Origin of the sequence: Allochromatium humboldtianum, from assembly GCF_013385175.1 — a bacterium.
Classification (GTDB): Bacteria; Pseudomonadota; Gammaproteobacteria; order Chromatiales; family Chromatiaceae; genus Thermochromatium; species Thermochromatium humboldtianum.
This window is the reverse complement of sequence record NZ_JABZEO010000010.1, coordinates 39,856-58,002: the sequence shown is the minus strand read 5'-3', so window position 1 is coordinate 58,002 and position 18,147 is coordinate 39,856. Positions and strand designations below refer to the sequence as shown.

The window sequence follows — 18,147 nt, the reverse complement described above, 5'->3', positions numbered from 1 at the left end:
CCATGCCGCCGCTTGTCTACCTGGATCACAACGCCACCACCCCGATCGCCCCCAGCGTCCTGGAGGCCATGCGGCCCTGGCTGTATGAGCGCTTCGGTAATCCTGCGAGCGATCATCCTTTCGGACGGGCGGCACGCACCGCGCTCGACCAGGCACGCGCGGCGGTGGCCGCGTTGATCGGCGCGACCCCCGACGAGATCCTGTTCACCGCGTCCGCCACCGAGTCCAACAATCTGGCGTTGCTCGGCGCGGCTCAGGCGCTCAAGGCGCGCGGTCGGCATCTCATCACCAGCGCGGTCGAGCACCCCTCGGTGGTCCAGCCGCTGGCCCATCTGGCGGCGAGCGGCTGGGAAGTCAGCCGTCTGCCCGTCGATGGCCACGGACGGGTCGATCCGGCCGATCTCGCCCGCGCCCTGCGCCCGGATACGGTGCTGGTGTCGATCATGCACGCCAACAACGAGGTCGGCACTCTCCAGCCGATCACCGAGCTGGCGGCGCCGGCCCGATCACAGGGCGCGCTCTTCCATGTCGACGCGGCCCAGTCGGTCGGCAAGATCCCGGTGGACGTGAACGCCTTGGGTGTGGACCTGCTGACGCTGGCCGGTCATAAATTCCAGGCCCCCAAGGGGATCGGCGCACTCTACCGGCGTGCTGGTACGCCGCTCACGCCCATCCTGCATGGGGCCGGACAGGAAGGGGGCCTTCGGCCCGGCACCGAGAACCTGGCCTATGCCGTCGGACTCGGCGCGGCGGCACGTCTGGCGGCGGAGCGTCTGCCGGCCCTCAGCGAACGTCTCCGGTCTCAGCGTGATCGGCTCCATGCCCAGTTGGCCGCCGCCATCCCCGGTCTCGGGCTCAATGGCCATCCTGAGGCGCGCCTGCCCAATACCCTGAGCCTCGCCTTCCCCCGTGTCACCGGGCGCGAACTGCTGGCCCATACACCGAACCTGGCCGCGTCCATCGGCTCGGCCTGTCACGCGGGTGAAACGACGATCAGTGGTGTGCTGGCGGCCATGGGAGTAGAGCCGGCGCAGGCGCTTGGAACCGTGCGTCTGAGCCTGGGCGCGGAGACAACGGAGGCTGAACTCGATACAGTGGCGGCGGCACTCATCGCGGCCTGGCGTGGCCTGACGGCGAACTGAGCGCCGAACCCCTGGAGCCTGTCCGGCATGAGCCCAACATCGCACGATACGGATCGACCGTCGGACGCTGATCGGATGGGTGAAGACCTGTGGCCATCGGCCGACTATCAGCGGCAGGTCGAGCGTCTGCGCGCCGCCGTCGGCGAGACGGTCTATCTGGTCGAGCTGGTCGAGAGCGCCATCCAGCTCAGCGTGCATCTGAGCGGCACGCCCTATGAGTTGCTCGGCGTGATCGACTTCCCGCGTCCCGATCCGGCGCGCGGCCTGACCCCGCATCTGCTGTTGCTCGACGACGGGCGTGGCGTGAACCTGGGACGGATCGCCCGCGTCAGCCGCCGCCCCTTTGCTCCGGAACCGGCAGATGTGCTCTATCTGGACCAGGCGGCCCATCACAATCTGCTGTTCGCCGAGCGGCGTCTCTCGGGCGACTTCCTGGCCCAGCGGACGCGGGCCGCACTGGGGGAATGTCTCGGCGCAGACGCTCTGATCGAGGCAACGAGGTAAAACGAGATGCGGATACCGACCTTTCTGACGCATCCCTGGTGGTTTTCGCCCGGACAGTCGCCCTTGGCGCTTCTGATCCGGCTGATGCTGGCCGGGGTCTTCGTCCTGGAGGGCTGGCAAAAGCTGGTCTTTCCCGAACTGCTCGGGGCCGGACGCTTCACGCGCATCGGTATTCCCTGGCCCGAGGCCATGGGGCCGTTCGTCGGCGTGGTCGAATTGCTGTGCGGCGCCCTGATCCTGATCGGGCTGTTCAGCCGCTACGCGGCGGTTCCGCTGATCGTCATCATGATCGTCGCCATCCTGACGACCAAGGCGCCGATCCTGATCGGCTCCGACTGGCTGATCTTCCATGTCCGTCCCCTGGATCGCTATGGATTCTGGAGCTTCGCGCACGAGACGCGCACCGATTGGGCCATGCTGCTCGGGGCGCTCTATGTGCTGCTGGCCGGCGCCGGTCCCTGGTCCTGTGATCGCGTGTTGGCCCGGACCGGCATGGCGCCGGTTCGCTGAACTGTCGCCCGACATCGGAACCGTGCCCGGACCTCACAGGCGGCAGGGCCTGGCATCCGACGTGGGTGGACTGCGCTTCGATGAGGCGCTCGACCTGTCGGACGATGTCCGGAAGCGCTCGGGCCACTGGCCGGCCCGGCGCTCGTGCCGTCGTCTCACTTCAGTAGCCGGCCCAATCCCTCCACGCCCACCGGCGGCTCCATCACCCAGGGCGCCAGGACGCTGAGGCGTCCCGGAACCTCACTCACGCGGCGGATGAACTCAGCCTCAGCCGCGCGCCGCTGGGCGAGCACCGGATGGCGCGTGCCGCTGGTCTGGAGACTCTGGTTGATGACCCAACCATAGGGTTCGATGCCCGCCCGCTGGAGATCAGCGGCCAGACGCTCGGCCTCGATCACCGGCGTGGCCTCGGCGAGCGTCACGATCAGCACCCGGCAGAACGCCGGATCGCGCAGACGCGGCAGCAGACGGCGCACCGATTCGGGCAGCTCGCCCTGGGTGCGGCTGACCTCGCGATGATAAGCCTCGGCGGCGTCGAGCAGCAGCAGGGTGTGCCCGGTGGGCGCAGTGTCGAGCACGACGAAACTGTCCCGGCCGCCGTCGACCGCGCGGGCGAAGGCGCGAAACACCGCGATCTCCTCGGTGCAGGGCGAGCGCAGGTCTTCCTCCAGCAGGGCGCGGCCGTTGGCGTCCAGTCCGGCGCCGGCCGTTTCCAGCACCTCGGCCCGGTAGGCGGCGACCTCAGCCTCCGGGTCGATGCGGCTGACGGTCAGGTTCGGCACGCCCGACCCGATGGCCTCGGCCACATGCGCGGCCGGGTCGGTGGTGGACAGATGCACCGGATGACCGCGTTGGGCCAGCCCAAGCGCCAGGGCCGCCGCCAGAGTGGTCTTGCCGACGCCGCCCTTGCCCATGGTCAGGATCACGCCGTGACCTTGGCTCGCCAGCGTATCGAGCAGGCCGGCGATCCGTTCCGGGCATTCACAGTCGGATTCCGCCGCGACCGGGATCGGGCCGGCGGCCTCCGGATCGGCCAGACGACGCAGGGCCGCGAGTCCCAGCGTGGCGATCGGCAGCAGGGGTGTGGTGGTCACGGGGAGCTGACTGAGACCAGCCGGCATTTCAGCCAGTGCCGCCAGCCCGCGTTGCGCCATCGCCCGAGCGACGGGGTCATCCGAGTCCCCGGCGTCGAGCACGCCATTGAGCGCCAGATGCAGATTACGCACGCCCAGCGCCTCCAGCTCGCCACGGGTGCGCTCGGCCTCGCGCAGCGCGGCGGCTTCGGGACGGCTGACCAGCACCAGACTGGTTTCAGCGGGGTCGGAGAGACGCGCCAGAGTCGCGGCATAGAGCGCCTTCTGCTGCTCCAGTCCGGCGAGTGGTCCGAGGCAGGAGGCGCCGCCGGTCGCCGAGCCGATGAACTCGCTCCAGGCCGAGGGCAGGGTCAACAGGCGCAGGGTATGACCGGTAGGGGCGGTGTCGAAGAGGACATGGTCGAAGTCAGCCGTTGCCTCCGGCGCGCCGAGCAGCTTGGAGAACTCGTCGAAGGCCGCGATCTCCACCGTGCAGGCGCCCGAGAATTGCTCCTCCATGCTGGCGATGGCCGCCGCCGGCAGCAGGCCCCGATAGGGCGCGACCATGCGCTCACGATATTCACGCGCCGCCGCCTCGGGGTCGATGTTGAGGGCGAACAGACCCGGCGCGCCGGGGATGGCGGTCGGCGCCTGGCCGAGCGCGACCCCGAGCACGTCATCCAGATTGGACGCGGGGTCGGTGCTCACCAGCAGCACGCGCCGGCCCGCATCGGCCAGCGCCAGTCCGGTGGCGCAGGCGAGCGAGGTCTTGCCCACGCCGCCCTTGCCGGTGAAGAAGAGATGGCGGGTTCGGGTGTCCGGAAGCGCCATCAGCAGCACCCGCTGCCCGGTTTGCAGCACCCTTCGCCGCCGGCCTGAACCCGGAAGGGATTGGCGTTCTGCAGGGTCGCACTCAGACCGAGCTGTTCGGCCAGCTCGGCGCGTGACAGATAGGCGCCGCGGGCGATGATCCGGCCATCGATCAGGGTCAGCGGCAGACACTCCATGCCGGCCTCCATCGCCGCGATCACCGCCGGATTGGCCGTGAACGCCTGTGGATTCTGCGACAGGTTGTGACGGTCGACCCGCACCCCCTGTTCGGCCAGCCACAGCAGATCGGCCTGACACTGCACCAGGGCCGGATCGACGTCGACGCCGCAGACGCCGGTCGAGCAGCACATGGCCGGGTCGAAGATTTCGAGTGTTTTCATCTGTGTTCCTCCGCGTATCTCTGATCGATGGGAATGCCGGCCTCATACCAGCCCTTGCTTCGGTTGACCACCTTCACCACCAGCAGCATCACCGGCACCTCGATCAGCACCCCGACCACGGTGGCGAGCGCCGCGCCGGACTGGAAGCCGAACAGCGCAATCGCTGCCGCCACCGCCAGCTCGAAGAAGTTCGAGGCCCCGATCAGCGCCGAGGGACAGGCGACGCTGTGCTTCTCGCCGACGACGCGGTTGAGCCAGTAGGCCAGCGCCGAGTTGAAGAACACCTGGATCAGGATCGGCGCCGCCAGCAGGGCGATGATCAGCGGCTGGGCGATGATCTGCTCGCCCTGGAAGGCAAACAGCAGCACCAGCGTCAGCAGCAACGCGACGATCGAGGCGTGCCCCAGCGCGTCGAGCACGGCGTCGAAGCGCGCCTGCCCCTGGGCCAGCAGGATCTTGCGTAAGACCTGCGCGACGATGACCGGGATGACGATATAGAGCAGCACCGAGATCAGCAGCGTGTCCCAGGGCACGACGATCGCCGACAGCCCCAGCAGCAGCCCCACGATCGGCGCAAAGGCGACGATCATGATGGCGTCGTTGAGCGCCACCTGCGACAGGGTGAAATAGGGATCGCCCCCGGTCAGGCGGCTCCAGACGAACACCATGGCGGTGCAGGGCGCGGCGGCGAGCAGGATCAGTCCGGCGACATAGGAATCGAGCTGCTCGGCCGGCAGCCAGTTGGCGAAGAGGCCACGGATGAACAGCCACGCCAGGAGCGCCATCGAGAACGGCTTGACCGCCCAGTTGACGAACAGCGTGACGCCGATGCCCTTCCAGTGATCGCGCACCTGATGCAGGGCGCCGAAGTCGATCTTGATCAGCATCGGGATGATCATGACCCAGATGAGCAGGCCCACGGGCAGATTGACCTGAGCCACTTCCAGTTCACCGAGGAACTGGAAGGGCGCGGGCAGGAACTGACCCAGCGCGATCCCCACGACGATGCAGAGCGCGACCCACAGACTCAGCCAGCGCTCAAAGACGTTCATGGCGGCACCGGCCGCCTGTTTGGCGGTAACTTCACATTGAACCGACATGCGTTTACTCCGATGGGGCCAGATCGAGACTCAGCGCTTCAGCCACGGCTGGAATCAGTCGCGCGCGGATGTCGTCGCGCACCGCGATGAAGGACTCCAGCGGCTCGCCGTGCGGGTCATGGAACGGCAGATGGATCTGTTTGACCGGACGCGGGAAGACCGGGCAGCTTTCCTTGGCGTTATCGCAGACCGTCACCACCAGATCGATGGATTCATCGAGCACGGCGTCGATATCTTTGGGATGCAGGTCATCGGTCGGCAGGCCGAGCGCTTGCAGCGCCGCGATGGCGCCATCCGCGACCTTGGGCTGAGGCCGGGTGCCGGCCGACAGGGCGCGCACCTGGCCGGCCAGATCATGGTTGAGCAGGACTTCGGCCATCTGCGAGCGGCAGGAATTGCCGGTGCAGAGGACCAGGACGGTTTTGGGGGCTGTGTTCATGCGTGAGTTCTCGCAAGCTGACTGGAGGGCGATGGGATTGAACGGCGCTGGGTCTCGGTCGGTGATCAGGACTCACAGCTTTCACAGACGGATGGCGCGGGCGCGATCGGTTCGCTCTCCATCCCATCGCGCATGTGCATCAAAATGCGCAGCGCCCAGGCCGGCAGTTGCGGATGGAGGCGATAGCGCATCCAGGTGCCGTCGCGCCGGGCCAGGACCAGATTCGCCCCGCGCAGCACGGCCAGATGACGCGAGACTTTTGGCTGGGGCGCATCGAGCGTGCTGTGCAGATCACAGACGCACAGTTCGTCGGCCTCCAGCAGCCTGGCCAGGATGCGGCGGCGAATGGGATCGGCGAGGGCGTCGAAGAAGGCTTGGTGGTCGAGCATGGGGCGAATCGGCGTAACCGGGCGACTGTGGCTGATGCTGCCGGATAATATTTGATTAAGCGCATATTTAAAAGCGCAAATAAATATATTTCAGTCAACAGACATCGCCTGCTTCGGATTCGATGTGATTTGGGAGTCGTCGCTGACAAAGGCGGCACGGCTCTCCACCCCACCGCTGTCATCAGCGCTCAAGCACTCCACACCAGATAACCACCCACCAGCGCCACCAGTGCCCCGCCCACACGGCGCGTCCAGGCCGAGAGATCCACGATCCCCCGGCGCTTGGCTAAGGCCTCGACGAAGCCGATGGACGTCCCCGCCGCTAGGATCAGCAGACAGTGCCCGATGGCATAGACGAACAGCAGCGCCGCGCCATACAGCACCTCACCCTGGGTGGCGACGAACGACAGGATCACCACCAGCACCGGCGTGGCGCAGGGCGAGGAGACCGCGCCGAAGAAGAGTCCAAGCAGAAAGGCCCCGATCAGTCCGCTCTGTTTGGGTCGATACTGGGGCGCGACCGGAAAGGGGATGGTGTACAACCCCATCATCTGTCCGCCCATGATCAGCGCCAGCGCGCCCACCGCCAGATACCAGCCGCCGCCGAGCGTCCCGAACAGGGTGCCGAACAGCCCGGCCGCCAGTCCGAGCGCGGTAAAGGTCAGCGACAGCCCGACGACGAAGCTCAACGAATAGAGAAACGCCTTGCGCCGGTCTCCGTCCGCATAGCCGCCGACGAAGCCGACCACCAGCGGGATGGTGGTCAGCACGCAGGGCGAGGCCGAGGAGACGACCCCGGCGAGGAAGATCAGCCCGAAGGCCAACAGCGGATAGACGACCAACAGTTGATCGAGGTTCTCCAACCCGCTCATTCCACCCCCAGGGCGGCCAGCTCGGCGACCAGCGCCGCCTCGTCCATGAAACCGATATGGCGCTTGACCTCGCGGCCCTGGGCATCGAAGAAGATCTGGGTCGGATACATCTGGATGCGCCAGGTCTTGATCGCCTGCTCATCCTCATGCAGATCGATGAAGAGCACCTGGACACGCTCGCGATAGGTCTCGGCGAGTCCGGCCAGGATCGGCGCCATCCGCTTGCAGGGAATACAGGCGCGTGCGCCCAGATCGAGAATCGTCGGTCGACCGGAATTCAGGGCCTGTTCGACCGTCTCGGGGCTGGCCGAGGGCAGCTCGGCGGCGGAGGCGCTGGGCGCGGCGAGCAGCAGGCAGGCGGACATCAGGCCGATTCGGGCCAGGCGCGGCAAGAGCGTGGTATGTGTCATGGTCAGTGGACGGGGTTCGTTGAATGGATGAGTGGTGAGACCGGACACGCGGATCAGGCCGAGGGGGCGAACCAGCGCTCGATCTTTTTGCGATCCGGCACGCCGCCGGCGTGCACCACCTCCTCGTCGATCACCACGCCGGGTGTGGCCATGAGGCGATACTGCATGATGTCCTGGATCTGATCGACCTTCTCCAGTTCGATCTCGACGCCCTGGGCGCGGGCGACCTCCTCGACCAGGCTCAGGGTGGTCTGGCAGTTGCGGCAGCCGGTGCCGAGGATCTTGACGTGTTTCATGTGTTTGACTCCATGCGTGTTATAAAACGAAATTGAAAACATAGCCCACCAGCAGGATACCGGTGGCGACCACGGCGACGAAGGTCGCGATCAGCGGCCATTTGAGCACCTTGCGCAGGATCAGCATCTCGGGGGCCGAGAGCGCGATGACGCTCATCATGAAGGCCAGGGTGGTGCCGAGCGCCGCGCCCTTGCCGATCAGCGCCTCGACGATGGGGATGATGCCGGCGGCATTGGTGTACATCGGCACGCCCAGCACCACCGCCGTCGGCACTGCCCACCAGACATCGCGGCCCATGAAGGCGGCCATGAAGTCCTCGGGCACATAGCCGTGGATCAGCGCGCCGAGTCCGATGCCGACCAGCACATAGGGCCAGACCCGCCCGACGATCTCGCGCACATGCCGGAGGCCGGCATGCAGGCGTTCCGGCCAACGCTGATCGGAGCCGGACGCCGCCGTCGCCTCGCCCAGATGGATGGCGCGCACCCAGTCCTCTAGATGGCGTTCCATCTTGAGTTCGCCGATGACGAGTCCGGCGACGATGGCCACCAGCAGTCCCAGCCCCAGATAGAGCAGCGCCACCTTCCAGCCGAACAGCCCCAGCAGTAGCGCCAGAGCCACCTCGTTGACCATGGGTGCGGCGATCAGAAACGAGAAGGTCACACCCAGCGGCACCCCGGCCGAGACGAAGCCGATGAACAGCGGCACCGCCGAGCAGGAACAGAAGGGCGTGACGATACCGAGGCTCGCCGCCAGGGCGTTGCCGACCCCGAGCCGCCGTCCGGCCAGCAGCGCACGGGTGCGCTCCGGGGCGAAGAAGGTCTGGATCACGCCCATGAGGAAGACGATGCCGGTCAGCAGGAGCAGCACCTTGGGCGTGTCGTAGAGGAAGAAATGCACCGCCTCGCCGAACTGGGTCGTGCGGGTCAGGCCCAGGCCGGCGATCGCCAGATCGGCGAGTTCGGTGAGATGGGTATAGCTCAGCACCCAGAGCGCAGCGGCGATGGGCAGGCCGACGAGCCAGGGGGCGAGGCGTTGGGGTTCAGTCGTGACGGTTGGGTTCATGTGTCTATCGCATCGGTCCGAATGACACTGAAGACGAGCCAACCCCAAAAAGGATGCACCAGGCTCCGTCGGAGCGAGAGGTCGCTACCGCGTTTCAGGTCGTACCAATGCGGTCGAGTTCATGCTGAAGCCGCAGTCGATCGAGCGAGGCGAAGGGCAGTGCGACAAAGATCTTGATGCGGTTCTCGATCTCGCGGAAGGCGGTGCGAAAGGCATTGAGCCGGGCCAGCTCGTCGCCCTCCACGGCGGCGGGATCTTCGCTACCCCAATGGGCGGTCATCGGCTGGCCGGGCCAGACCGGACACATCTCGCCTTTGGCCTTGTCACAGACGGTGATGACGAAATCCATCCGGGGGGCGTCCGGCTCGGCGAACTCCGCCCAATCCTTACTGCGCAGTCCGTCGGTCAGGTAGTTGTTGCGTTGCAGCAGCTCCAGCGCCAGGGGATGCACCTCACCTCTCGGGTGGCTGCCGGCGCTGAAGCCGCGAAAGCGCCCCGCGCCCCAGCGCTCGATGATGCGCTCGGCGAGGATGCTGCGGGCGGAATTCCCCGTACAGAGAAAGAGAACATTGAAAGGCGTGTCGGTCATGATGCCAATGGATGTCTGAAAATTGTCGTGTCGCGGAAGTTCAGAATATTGGCGGGGACTCAAGCTGAAGAACAAGTGAAGTTTTCATGACAGTCTCGGACGCACCACGATGGATGGGGTAGATCCCAAAATTTTGTGCCGCAAGGTGTATCCAATCGTGGTGTTCGCACGCTCGAACAGGGGCGCCCGTGAACCAGGCCATGACTGTTCAGCCTTGTTTCTCCTCTCGCAACATCATCCCAAGCTCATACTCCAGGTTGTAATGGCCGAAGACCAGGTTGGCCTCGCGATGCAACTCATCGAACAGATCGGCGGGATCTTCCCCGGCGGCGATGCGTTCGTTGACCAGAGTTTCCAGGGCGTCTTTGAAGCTCGTTGCCATGTCGTCTCTCCCAGGCTCAGGTTGGTCATCTGGATGGCTTGCGCATCGGCGCAAGCGGCGGAGCAGATCCGATACGATGAGTCGCCATGCCGGCAACAACCTCAAGCGAGGTCTGCTGAAATCGAGTATAGAGCACCCCGCCGGATAGAAGGCGACGAGCGCTAGGCAGTCAGCCGCTCCTGACGCCGGCCGACGCCAGGGCCTCCCGTTCGACCCCAGAGGGCGAATCGGCGCCCTGGGCCAGTCGCTCAGTATCCGCTTGGTGTCGCGGCCCCTGAGCGGGCAGACCGATCGAGCAGAGCGTGGCCAATCCAGCCGCCACGGCGGCGGCCAGTAGCGCGGTCTCGTAAGAACCCATCAGACGGTAGACCCAGGCGCCGGCCCAGGGTCCAAGGACACCGCCGACACCCCAGGCCGTGAACAGGACGCCAAAGACCGCCGCCACGCGATCTGCGCCGAAATACTCGGCCACAGCGATCGGATAGGCGGCGGCCAGGACGCCGTAAACGGTTCCGATGATGGCCAGTCCCGCCACCAGCGTCGACGCCGTTGGACTGAGCGCGCTCACACACAGGGCCGCCGTGCCCAACGTCGTGGCACCGGTCATCACCCAGCGGATCGGGAACCGATCGGCGAGCCAGCCAGCGGCGATTCGACCGGCGCCATTGCCCAGGCTCACGGCGACCGGCCCCAGCGCGATCAGCGTCAGCGTCCCGCCGGCGGTTTCGACGAGGCCGGCCGCATGACCGATCATCAACAGTCCGGCGGACGCACCCAGCACGAAGCCCAGCCACAGCCGGGCGAAACGGCCTGACTCGCCGGTTCGTAGCGGCCAAGTGAACCGACCCGCCGCTTTCAGGCCGACTCGACCTGCTCCCCGCAGCAAGACCGCGCCGATCAGTGCCGACACCAGCACACTGAAGGCAAGTGCAAACAGGGTGAGACGCAGACCGAGGCTCGCCAAGCTCCAGGTCAACCAGGGTGTGGCGATGGCGGCCCCCAAGGCATAAGCCGCCACGACAGCGCCCATCGCCAGTCCGCGTCGCGTGCTGAAGGCGCGTCCGACGACCTGCAAGGCCAGCGCGTAGCCGAATCCGTTCGCCGCACCAAAGAGCAACCCATAGCCGGCGATGACCATCGCCAGCGTCTGTGCTGCTCCGGCCAGCGCTAGACCCGCCGACGCCATGACCCCGCTCAATACGGCGACACGCGACGCTGTCAGCCGGGTTTGTATCCAGGGGGCGCTCAACATCGCGGCGACGAAACAAAAGGTGGCGGTCGAAAAGACCAGACTCGTCTGATCGCGCGTCAGTCCGAGTGCGGCTTCATACGGGGCGAGGAAGACACTCCAGGCGTAGAGCGTGCCCAATCCGCCATTGAGCAGCATCGCGGCGATCAAGGTCCGCCAGGGTCTGGGCCAAGGTCTGGGCGGTGAGTGCTCGTTCATTCTGATCAGTCACCTAGTTCGGGAAGACGGCGAGTGTGAAGAAGCCGGCGGCGATCGCCATCAGCAGGATCACCAGCACAAACACGGCAAGTAGCCGATAGGTGAACAGCGCGCGTAATAGAATCAGTTCGGTCAGGCTCGCGCCGGCGCCGCCAATGATGAGGGCCAGCACGACGCCGGCGGCGACGCCCTTTTCCATCAGCGCGCCGGCAATGGGAATGAGGGCTTCGGCGCGCAAGTACAGCGGGATGCCGATCACGGCCGCCACAGGCACCGACCAGGGGCTTTGCGCCCCGGCGTACTGCTCCAGCAGACCGGACGGCACGAAGCCATAGATCAAACTGCCGATGGCCACGCCGAGGATGAGGTAGGGCAACACGCGCCGAAAATCCGCCCAGGTCTCCTGTCGGATGCCGCGCAGATCGGGTTTGCCCCGTGCGCGGCCATCACTGCCCGTCACAGCGGCCTCTGGTGTGGTGAGTTCAAGGGTGCAGGCTTGCGAACCTGAGGTCTCCGAGACACCGCCGCAGGAGGGCGGTGCGACGACGACGCCACCCGCTGTTCCAGCACAGCATTCCCCGCCCACCGTCGTCGTTTCAGCGCGGATCTCGCGGCGGAAACCAAGGCGCTGCAGGAGCCATCCGGCGACCAGGGAGAACAGCAGCGCGGCCATGAAGTAGATGCCTGTCAATGACCAGCCGAAAGTGACCGCCAGTAGCACGACGATGATCGGGTTGAGCAACGGCGACGTGAACAGAAACACCATCATGGGGCCAAAGCCGGCACGCGCGTCGATCAGCCCTTTCAGCATGGGGATCGTCGAACAGCTACAGAAGGGCGTGATCGCGCCGAGGCCGGCGGCCAACAGGTAGCCGCGCGGCCGTCCGTCACCCAGCCAGTGCTGAATGGTCGTCTCGGACAGGCGTCGCCGCAGCAGACCGACGAGGAAGCTCACGGCGAGGAACAGTAGCGAGAGTTCCAACGCCAGAAAGAGGAACATCCCCAGAGTGTCCAATATTGTTTCAGACATCGACAATCCGTAATTTCTAGTTTAATCGAAATATAGGATAATCGGTCATACTGCCTGGAGCAACGATCATTTTAGTGATGTCGAAACATCAGGAGATTTCGCACCGTGAAACATGATGAAGCGGCGGCCACGCTCGCCGAACTCGGCAATCGTCACCGTCTGGCCGTGTTCCGGTATCTGGTCAAGGCCGGGCCGGGCGGAGCCAGTGTCGGCGAGATCCAGCAGGCGCTCGGGATTCCGCTATCGACCTTGTCGCACCATCTATCGCGGATGGCACACGTTGGCCTGATCGATCAGACCCGGCACGGCAGGGCGATCCTGTGCGTGCCGAACTACGCGCATCTGGCCGGGCTGTTGGCGTTCCTCCAGCAAGAGTGCTGTGTGGGCCATGGAGATATGGCGGCATCGCCGGCTCTGCCGGTTGAATGCGACGGCGACTGAGTACCGTGCGGGCGCTTGTTATGTGCGCTGATTTCCCGGCATTCAGTCCGTCGCAAACAGCTCGGCTGATGGGCCGCGCCCTAAGCGTTGTCGATGCTTGTCGTCGATGGGTGTTTGAGCCTGCCATCCCGTCGCGCGACCAGCGTATAGAGCACCGGCACCAGATAGAGCGCGACCAGCACCGCCGCGAGCAGTCCGCCGATGGCCGCGACCGCCAGCGGGCGCAATAACTCTCCGCCCGGCTCCAGGGCGAAGGCGAGCGGGACGAAGCCGAGCGAGACCGGCAGGGTGATCATCAGGCGCGGGCGCAACCGCAGCTCGGCGGCGCGCTGGGTGGCTTTGATGCGCTCCATCCCCTCGGCGCGCAACCGCTCGGCGGTTTCGATCAGCAACACCCCGTCATTGACGTTGGTCGCCAGCACCACCATGACCCCGATGATGACGGTCGCCCCGAACGGCTGGCCGCCAAGCAGGAGCGCATAGCCGATGCCGGCCAGACAGAAGGGCGCGGCCAGAAACACCACCAGCGGCAGACGCAGGCTGTTGAACTGTGCCGCTAGCACCAGAAACGAGAAAAACAGCGCCAGTCCCAGCACCTCGCGCACCACCGCCTGCATCTCGACCATCTGTTGACCCTTGCCGCTCAGGGTCCAGGCGTAGCCGGTAGGCCAGGCGACCTCGGCGAGCGCCGCGCGGGTCGCGGTCTGCGCCGCCGCCAGATCGACCCCGGCCGGGTCGGCGCGCACGATCACCTGCTTGACCTGATTCTTGCGGATGACCTCGACCGGCCCGGCGGCGCGGGTCACGCTCGCCACGTCACGCAGCCGGACATAGCCGCCGTCGGGGACGGCGAGCACCAGATCCTCGACATCGTTGCGGCTCGCCAGCTCGCGCTCCGGCACGATCACCCGCAGGTCGAACAGATCGTTGCCGTCGCGAAAGCGGGTCGGCACATGGCCGCCGATATAGCCGCGCAGGGTGTCGGCGATGCCGGTGACGGTCAGCCCCAGCTCGCCGGCCTTGACCCGATCGATCTCGACCTGCCACTCCGGTTTGGAGTAATCCAGCGACAAATGGACGTTGGTCAGCTCCGGGCGCTCGCCGAGCCGTTCTGCCACCTGCTGGGCGGTGCGAAACAGGGTGTCGATCTCCGCGCCGTTGATCTCGACCTCGATCTCGGATTCGCCGACCTGACGGATGCCGCGCATCTTTTTCTGCGTCACCATCAGGCTCGCGCCGGGGGCGAGCAGTTTGGCCACTTTGGGCCGCAGTTCGGCGATGTAGGCGGTGGTCGTGATGTCGCGTTCCTCAGCCGGAACCAACTCGATATCGACCTGCCCCTCGTTGCCGATGGCGTTGGTATAGAGCCCGCGCACCGCCCCACCGGTCAGGGCGAACACCGAGGCGACACGCGGATCGTCGCGCACCAGGGACTCGATGGCGCGGTTGATGCGGTCGAGCCGATCCAGCGCGGCGCCGGCCGGCATGCGCACCTTGACCATGACGCGCCCGTCATCGACAGCGGGCAGGAATTCACCGCCGGACTGCTTGAAGGCCAGGACGCCGCCGACCAGAAAGGCGATGAACAGCCCAATCACCGGCAGACGATGACGCAGCACCCAGCCGAGACTGCGCCCGTAGTGCCGGCGCATCCAGTCGTTGAGCCGCTCGCTCAGGTTCGCCTTGCCCGGCGCTTCAACCTTGATCAACAGGGCCGACAGCATGGGCACCAGGAGCAGCGCATTGAGCAGGCTGATGCCGATGATGCTGAGGATGATCAGCACCAGCTCGCGAAACAGCAGTGTGATCAGTCCCGGCACCAGCAGGAACGGCAGGAAGAGTGCGAAGAAGGCCAGGATCGCGGCGGTGATGGGGCCGCCGACCTCGCGCGTGGCGCGCCAGGCGATCTCGGCGGCCGGCTCATCGGGATGCGCGCGGCGCAGACGGGTGATGTTCTCCAGCACGATGGTGCCGGCATCGAGCATGATGCCGATGGCGATCACCATGCCGCCGAGCGAGAAGATGTTGAGCGAGAACCCGGCCAGACGCATCACGAACACGTTGATCGCCAGCGTGATCGGAATCACCACGGCGATGATGAACACCTGACGCGGGCTGCCGAGGAACACCAGCACCGTGAGCACGACCAGCACCGCCGCTTCGACCACGGTGTTGCGCACCCCACGGATCGAGCTTTCGATATAGTCGGCCTGATTCTCCAGCAGCGCGTACTGCATCCCGGCCGGGAAGGCCGATTCCAGTTCGGCGAGCCGGGCGCGTACCGCCTGCACCGTCTCGACCGTGTTGGCGTCGGCCTGTTTGATGATGTTGACCTTGACCGCCGGGCGTCCGTCGAGCCGGGTGATGAGCCGCGCTTCCTCGTGGCTGTCCTCGACGCGGGCGATGTCGCGCAGCCGCAGCCGCCCGGTCTCGGTGCGGGCGATCAAGATGTCGCGGATGGTCTCCAGATCCTGGTATTCGCCCAGGGTGCGGACGATGGTCTCCTGGTTGGCGCCGGTCACGCGCCCGCCGAGCCGGGTCAGGTTCTCCTCCTTGAGCCGCCGCTCGATCAGTTCCAGACTCAGGCCGTACTTCTCCAGGGCGACGTGATCGATGAGGACGCGGATCTCGCGCTCCAGTCCGCCGGCGACATCGACGCCGGCCACGCCGCCGGCGGCCAGCAGCCGGTCGGTCAGCCAGTTGTCGACCCAGGTACGCAATTGGGTCAGATCCTGCCGCTCGGACTCGAAGGCGACCTGGACCACGGGCAGTTGCGACGGATCGGCCTTGATGATGATCGCCGGCTCGATGTCCGCAGGCAGATCGCGCTGGGCGCGCGCGAAGGCGGCCAGCGCGTCCTGATAGGCGGTGTCTACGTCCACGCCGTAGCGGAAGTTGACGTCGAGCTGATAGAGCCCTTCGATGGCGCTGGAAGACAGATAGTCCAGCCCATCGACGGCGGCGAGCTGGCGTTCGATGGGGTCGGCGAGGTTGCGGTCGATGTCTTCCGGCGTCGCGCCGGTCCAGGCGATGGAGAGCTTGATCAGCGGATAGGTGATGTCGGGCAGGAAATCGACCGGCAACCGCGTCAGGTTAGTCACCCCGAACAGGGCCAGACCCAGGATCAGCACCAGGGTCGAGATCGGACGTTGGATGGCGGTGCGAATCATGGGGTCGGGGTTCCGTCCGCTGTCGGCGGCGAGTTCGGCGAGGCGACCCGCACCGGCTCGCCGTTGCGCACCTTCTCGATGCCGTTGACGATGAGTCGGTCGCCGGGCGCGAGTCCGTCGGTGATGAGCCGACGGCCGTCCTGCTCGGGGCCGGGTGTGACGACGACCGCGCGGGCGGTGCCGTCGTCAGCGACGGTGAAGACCTGCGGCCGTCCGTCGGCGCCGGTCGTCAGCGCCTCGACCGGGATGCTGATGGCCTCCGGTCGTGTCAGGAGCGCCACGCTGAGACGTGCGAACTGTCCGGGGGCGAACTCAGCCTGGTCGAGCGGCAGCGCGGCCTCAAAGGTGCGGGTACGCAGACGCCGGTCGATCTCGGGGAAGGCGCGGGTGATGGTCAGGGTCCTTGGCTGGTCCGGGGCGGCGTCGAAGCGCGCCTCGACCCGATCGCCGATCCGGATGGCGAAGACGTGCTGCTCCGGGATCTGGAAGCGCAGCACCAGGCTGGCTGGATCGAACAGATCGACCAGCGGGGTGCGGGGCGCGACGTACTTGCCGTCGGCCACATGCACCGCCGAGACGATCCCAGGCCAGGGCGCTTTCAGCACATAGTCGGCGGCGGACTGACGCGCCTGGGTCAGAGCGGCGCGGGCGCGCTCCAGTTCGGCACGGGCACGGTCGAGCTCGTCGGCGGCCAGCACGTTGCGCGTCGCCAGGGCGCTGAAGCGGTCGAAATCGCGCTGCTTACGGTCCAGCTCCTCCTCGGCGGCGGTGACGTTGGCCGTCACCGAGGATTCTCGCCCGATGGCCAGCAGCGTCTGTCCGGCCCGCACCCGATCGCCTTCACGAATGCGGCAGTCCTGCACCGGCCCTTCGGCCGGCGAGGACAGTGCCGCGACGATGGTCGGCTCGACGCTGCCGGTCAGGGCCAGGCGCTGCTCGAACAGGCGCGGGGCCAGGGTCTCGACGCTGACCGCCGGGGCCGGCTTTTTGGGCGGGTTGGGGGGCTCGGCCGCCGCGACGCCGCTGACGAGTACGAGCAGCGCCAGGCGAGCGAGCGTGCGCGTCGCGGCTTCCGGCTTGAACCGGCTCAGGGTGCGGGTCATGGTGTTCAAGCGCTTCGCCTCGGGTCAGCGATCGAGACAGATGTCTTGCGCCCCGACCCCTTTGAGGCGGTCGACCAGACCGAGCAAGCCGCCTTGCAGGTACTTGGCGTTGAAGCCTCGGGCGACCAGATAGCTGCGTGCCATGTTGGAGCGGTCCGTATGCGGACAGGCGACCACCAGCAGCTTGTCCTTCGGCAGCTCGTCAAGCCGCGCCGGCAGTTCAGGGCCGGGGATGCGCAGGCCGATGTTGACCTGCCAGACCGCCGTCTCTTCGGCGACGCGGATATCGATCAGTTCGGCCTCGCCCTGGTTATGGGCGGCGATGAAGGCATCGATGGAAATCTTGGCCTGGCCCATCCGCGCCGGGTCGATACCGGCGGCGAGATCGTCGAGTGGATCGTTCATGGTTCGATTCCTGAGTCAGTCGGTGTTGGTTTCGGTGGCGATCCGTGCCATGTAGTCGCGTGCCTTGTCCCCGCGCAGATAATCGGCGAGTCCGAGCATACCGTCGGTGAGATAGCGCGCTTGGTAGCCCTTGAGGGTCAGGAACAGCCGCGCGATCTCGGCACGGTCGTAATGCGGGCACATGGTGACGATGGTCTTGTTCGGATCCAGCTCGTCGAGCCGGTCCGGCAGCTCATTGAGCGGGATGTGCCGGCCAATGCCGACGCGCCAAGCCGCGTATTCCTCGTTGAAACGAATGTCGATCAGCTGTACCTGACCCTCGGCGTAGAGCTTCAGTAGCTCGGGGAGCTGGATCTTCATCGCGACGCGCTCGTCGTAGTCGAAGCGGCGCAGATAGTCGGCGAAGGGGATGTCGTTCATGGACATGGACCTCGGTGGAGTGGTGGTGTCAGGGGAATCGGCGCGGGTCTGGCCACCAACGCCGGCCAGGGTCAGCGCGACCAGGGTTCCGGTGAGCAGCCGGACGACGAAGGGGCGTGTGGAAGGCACGTTTTTGAGCATTGGTGTC

21 protein-coding genes are annotated in these 18,147 nt (G+C 66.3%); 4 read left to right on the top strand and 17 right to left on the bottom strand.

All coding sequences use genetic code 11. The features are described 5' to 3' along the window. The first annotated feature begins 2 nt into the window (after positions 1-2). Genes HW932_RS14625 through HW932_RS14615 form a run of 3 tightly spaced genes read left to right on the top strand, consistent with a single transcriptional unit; the run spans position 3 to position 2,156 of the window. Positions 3-1,142 carry a cysteine desulfurase family protein gene (locus HW932_RS14625; RefSeq protein ID WP_176977234.1) on the top strand — a complete coding sequence of 380 codons (1,140 nt, stop codon included), beginning with the start codon at positions 3-5 and terminating at the stop codon, positions 1,140-1,142. Between the two features lie 27 nt (positions 1,143-1,169). Then, positions 1,170-1,646, top strand: a complete 477-nt coding sequence (locus tag HW932_RS14620) for a hypothetical protein (protein ID WP_176977233.1) — start codon at positions 1,170-1,172, stop codon at positions 1,644-1,646. A gap of 6 nt (positions 1,647-1,652) precedes the next feature. Beyond that, the gene (locus HW932_RS14615; protein ID WP_176977232.1) at positions 1,653-2,156 is read left to right on the top strand and encodes a DoxX family protein; all 504 of its coding nucleotides are present in this window, start codon (positions 1,653-1,655) and stop codon (positions 2,154-2,156) included. A 155-nt stretch (positions 2,157-2,311) separates the two neighbouring features. Here the strand turns inward: HW932_RS14615 and arsA are convergent, their stop codons facing one another. The 13 genes from arsA to HW932_RS14550 all read right to left on the bottom strand — a co-directional run bounded on the left by arsA (position 2,312) and on the right by HW932_RS14550 (position 12,430). Next, on the bottom strand, positions 2,312-4,090 hold the full coding sequence (gene arsA, locus HW932_RS14610; RefSeq protein WP_343047369.1) for an arsenical pump-driving ATPase: 1,779 nt from the start codon (positions 4,088-4,090) through the stop codon (positions 2,312-2,314). Further along, positions 4,060-4,440, bottom strand: a complete 381-nt coding sequence (arsD, locus tag HW932_RS14605; protein ID WP_176977231.1) for an arsenite efflux transporter metallochaperone ArsD — start codon at positions 4,438-4,440, stop codon at positions 4,060-4,062. The genes arsA and arsD overlap by 31 nt, the downstream gene beginning before the upstream one ends. Continuing rightward, positions 4,437-5,540, bottom strand: a complete 1,104-nt coding sequence (arsB, locus tag HW932_RS14600) for an ACR3 family arsenite efflux transporter (protein WP_176977230.1) — start codon at positions 5,538-5,540, stop codon at positions 4,437-4,439. Before arsB ends, arsD begins: the two co-directional genes overlap by 4 nt. Positions 5,541-5,544: 4 nt before the next feature. Continuing rightward, positions 5,545-5,979: an arsenate reductase ArsC gene (locus HW932_RS14595; protein WP_176977229.1), complete on the bottom strand. Its 435-nt coding sequence runs from the start codon at positions 5,977-5,979 to the stop codon at positions 5,545-5,547. Between the two features lie 65 nt (positions 5,980-6,044). Then, complete coding sequence (locus HW932_RS14590; protein ID WP_176977228.1) at positions 6,045-6,368, bottom strand: ArsR/SmtB family transcription factor; 324 nt, start codon at positions 6,366-6,368, stop codon at positions 6,045-6,047. Between the two features lie 188 nt (positions 6,369-6,556). After that, positions 6,557-7,231 carry a cytochrome c biogenesis CcdA family protein gene (locus HW932_RS14585; RefSeq protein ID WP_222932392.1) on the bottom strand — a complete coding sequence of 225 codons (675 nt, stop codon included), beginning with the start codon at positions 7,229-7,231 and terminating at the stop codon, positions 6,557-6,559. 5 nt (positions 7,232-7,236) lie between these two features. Further along, positions 7,237-7,650, bottom strand: coding sequence for a thioredoxin family protein (locus HW932_RS14580; RefSeq protein WP_176977226.1), 414 nt, complete (start codon positions 7,648-7,650; stop codon positions 7,237-7,239). 53 nt (positions 7,651-7,703) lie between these two features. Then, entirely contained in the window at positions 7,704-7,946 is a 243-nt protein-coding gene (locus HW932_RS14575) for a thioredoxin family protein (protein WP_176977225.1), read from the bottom strand. 19 nt (positions 7,947-7,965) lie between these two features. Then, the gene (locus tag HW932_RS14570; RefSeq protein ID WP_176977224.1) at positions 7,966-9,012 is read right to left on the bottom strand and encodes a permease; all 1,047 of its coding nucleotides are present in this window, start codon (positions 9,010-9,012) and stop codon (positions 7,966-7,968) included. Between the two features lie 94 nt (positions 9,013-9,106). Next, entirely contained in the window at positions 9,107-9,601 is a 495-nt protein-coding gene (locus HW932_RS14565) for an arsenate reductase ArsC (protein ID WP_176977223.1), read from the bottom strand. A 208-nt stretch (positions 9,602-9,809) separates the two neighbouring features. Then, a complete protein-coding gene (locus tag HW932_RS14560) occupies positions 9,810-9,983 on the bottom strand; it encodes a hypothetical protein (protein ID WP_176977222.1) in 174 nt (57 codons plus the stop codon). 169 nt (positions 9,984-10,152) lie between these two features. Then, the gene (locus HW932_RS14555; protein WP_176977221.1) at positions 10,153-11,430 is read right to left on the bottom strand and encodes an MFS transporter; all 1,278 of its coding nucleotides are present in this window, start codon (positions 11,428-11,430) and stop codon (positions 10,153-10,155) included. Positions 11,431-11,443: 13 nt separating this feature from the next. Continuing rightward, positions 11,444-12,430 carry a permease gene (locus tag HW932_RS14550; protein ID WP_246296849.1) on the bottom strand — a complete coding sequence of 329 codons (987 nt, stop codon included), beginning with the start codon at positions 12,428-12,430 and terminating at the stop codon, positions 11,444-11,446. Positions 12,431-12,565: 135 nt separating this feature from the next. Here HW932_RS14550 and HW932_RS14545 point away from each other — a divergent pair, with 135 nt between their 5' ends. After that, positions 12,566-12,901, top strand: a complete 336-nt coding sequence (locus HW932_RS14545; RefSeq protein ID WP_176977220.1) for a metalloregulator ArsR/SmtB family transcription factor — start codon at positions 12,566-12,568, stop codon at positions 12,899-12,901. 80 nt (positions 12,902-12,981) lie between these two features. Here the strand turns inward: HW932_RS14545 and HW932_RS14540 are convergent, their stop codons facing one another. The 4 genes from HW932_RS14540 to HW932_RS14525 are packed head-to-tail and all read right to left on the bottom strand — an operon-like array spanning position 12,982 to position 18,140. Continuing rightward, positions 12,982-16,071 (bottom strand): efflux RND transporter permease subunit, encoded by a 3,090-nt coding sequence (locus tag HW932_RS14540; protein ID WP_176977219.1) that lies wholly within the window; start codon positions 16,069-16,071, stop codon positions 12,982-12,984. Then, entirely contained in the window at positions 16,068-17,174 is a 1,107-nt protein-coding gene (locus tag HW932_RS14535) for an efflux RND transporter periplasmic adaptor subunit (RefSeq protein WP_246296852.1), read from the bottom strand. Before HW932_RS14535 ends, HW932_RS14540 begins: the two co-directional genes overlap by 4 nt. Before the next feature lie 24 nt (positions 17,175-17,198). Further along, on the bottom strand, positions 17,199-17,579 hold the full coding sequence (locus HW932_RS14530) for a rhodanese-like domain-containing protein (RefSeq protein WP_222932391.1): 381 nt from the start codon (positions 17,577-17,579) through the stop codon (positions 17,199-17,201). A gap of 15 nt (positions 17,580-17,594) precedes the next feature. After that, the gene (locus HW932_RS14525; RefSeq protein ID WP_222932390.1) at positions 17,595-18,140 is read right to left on the bottom strand and encodes a rhodanese-like domain-containing protein; all 546 of its coding nucleotides are present in this window, start codon (positions 18,138-18,140) and stop codon (positions 17,595-17,597) included. Positions 18,141-18,147: the final 7 nt, after the last annotated feature.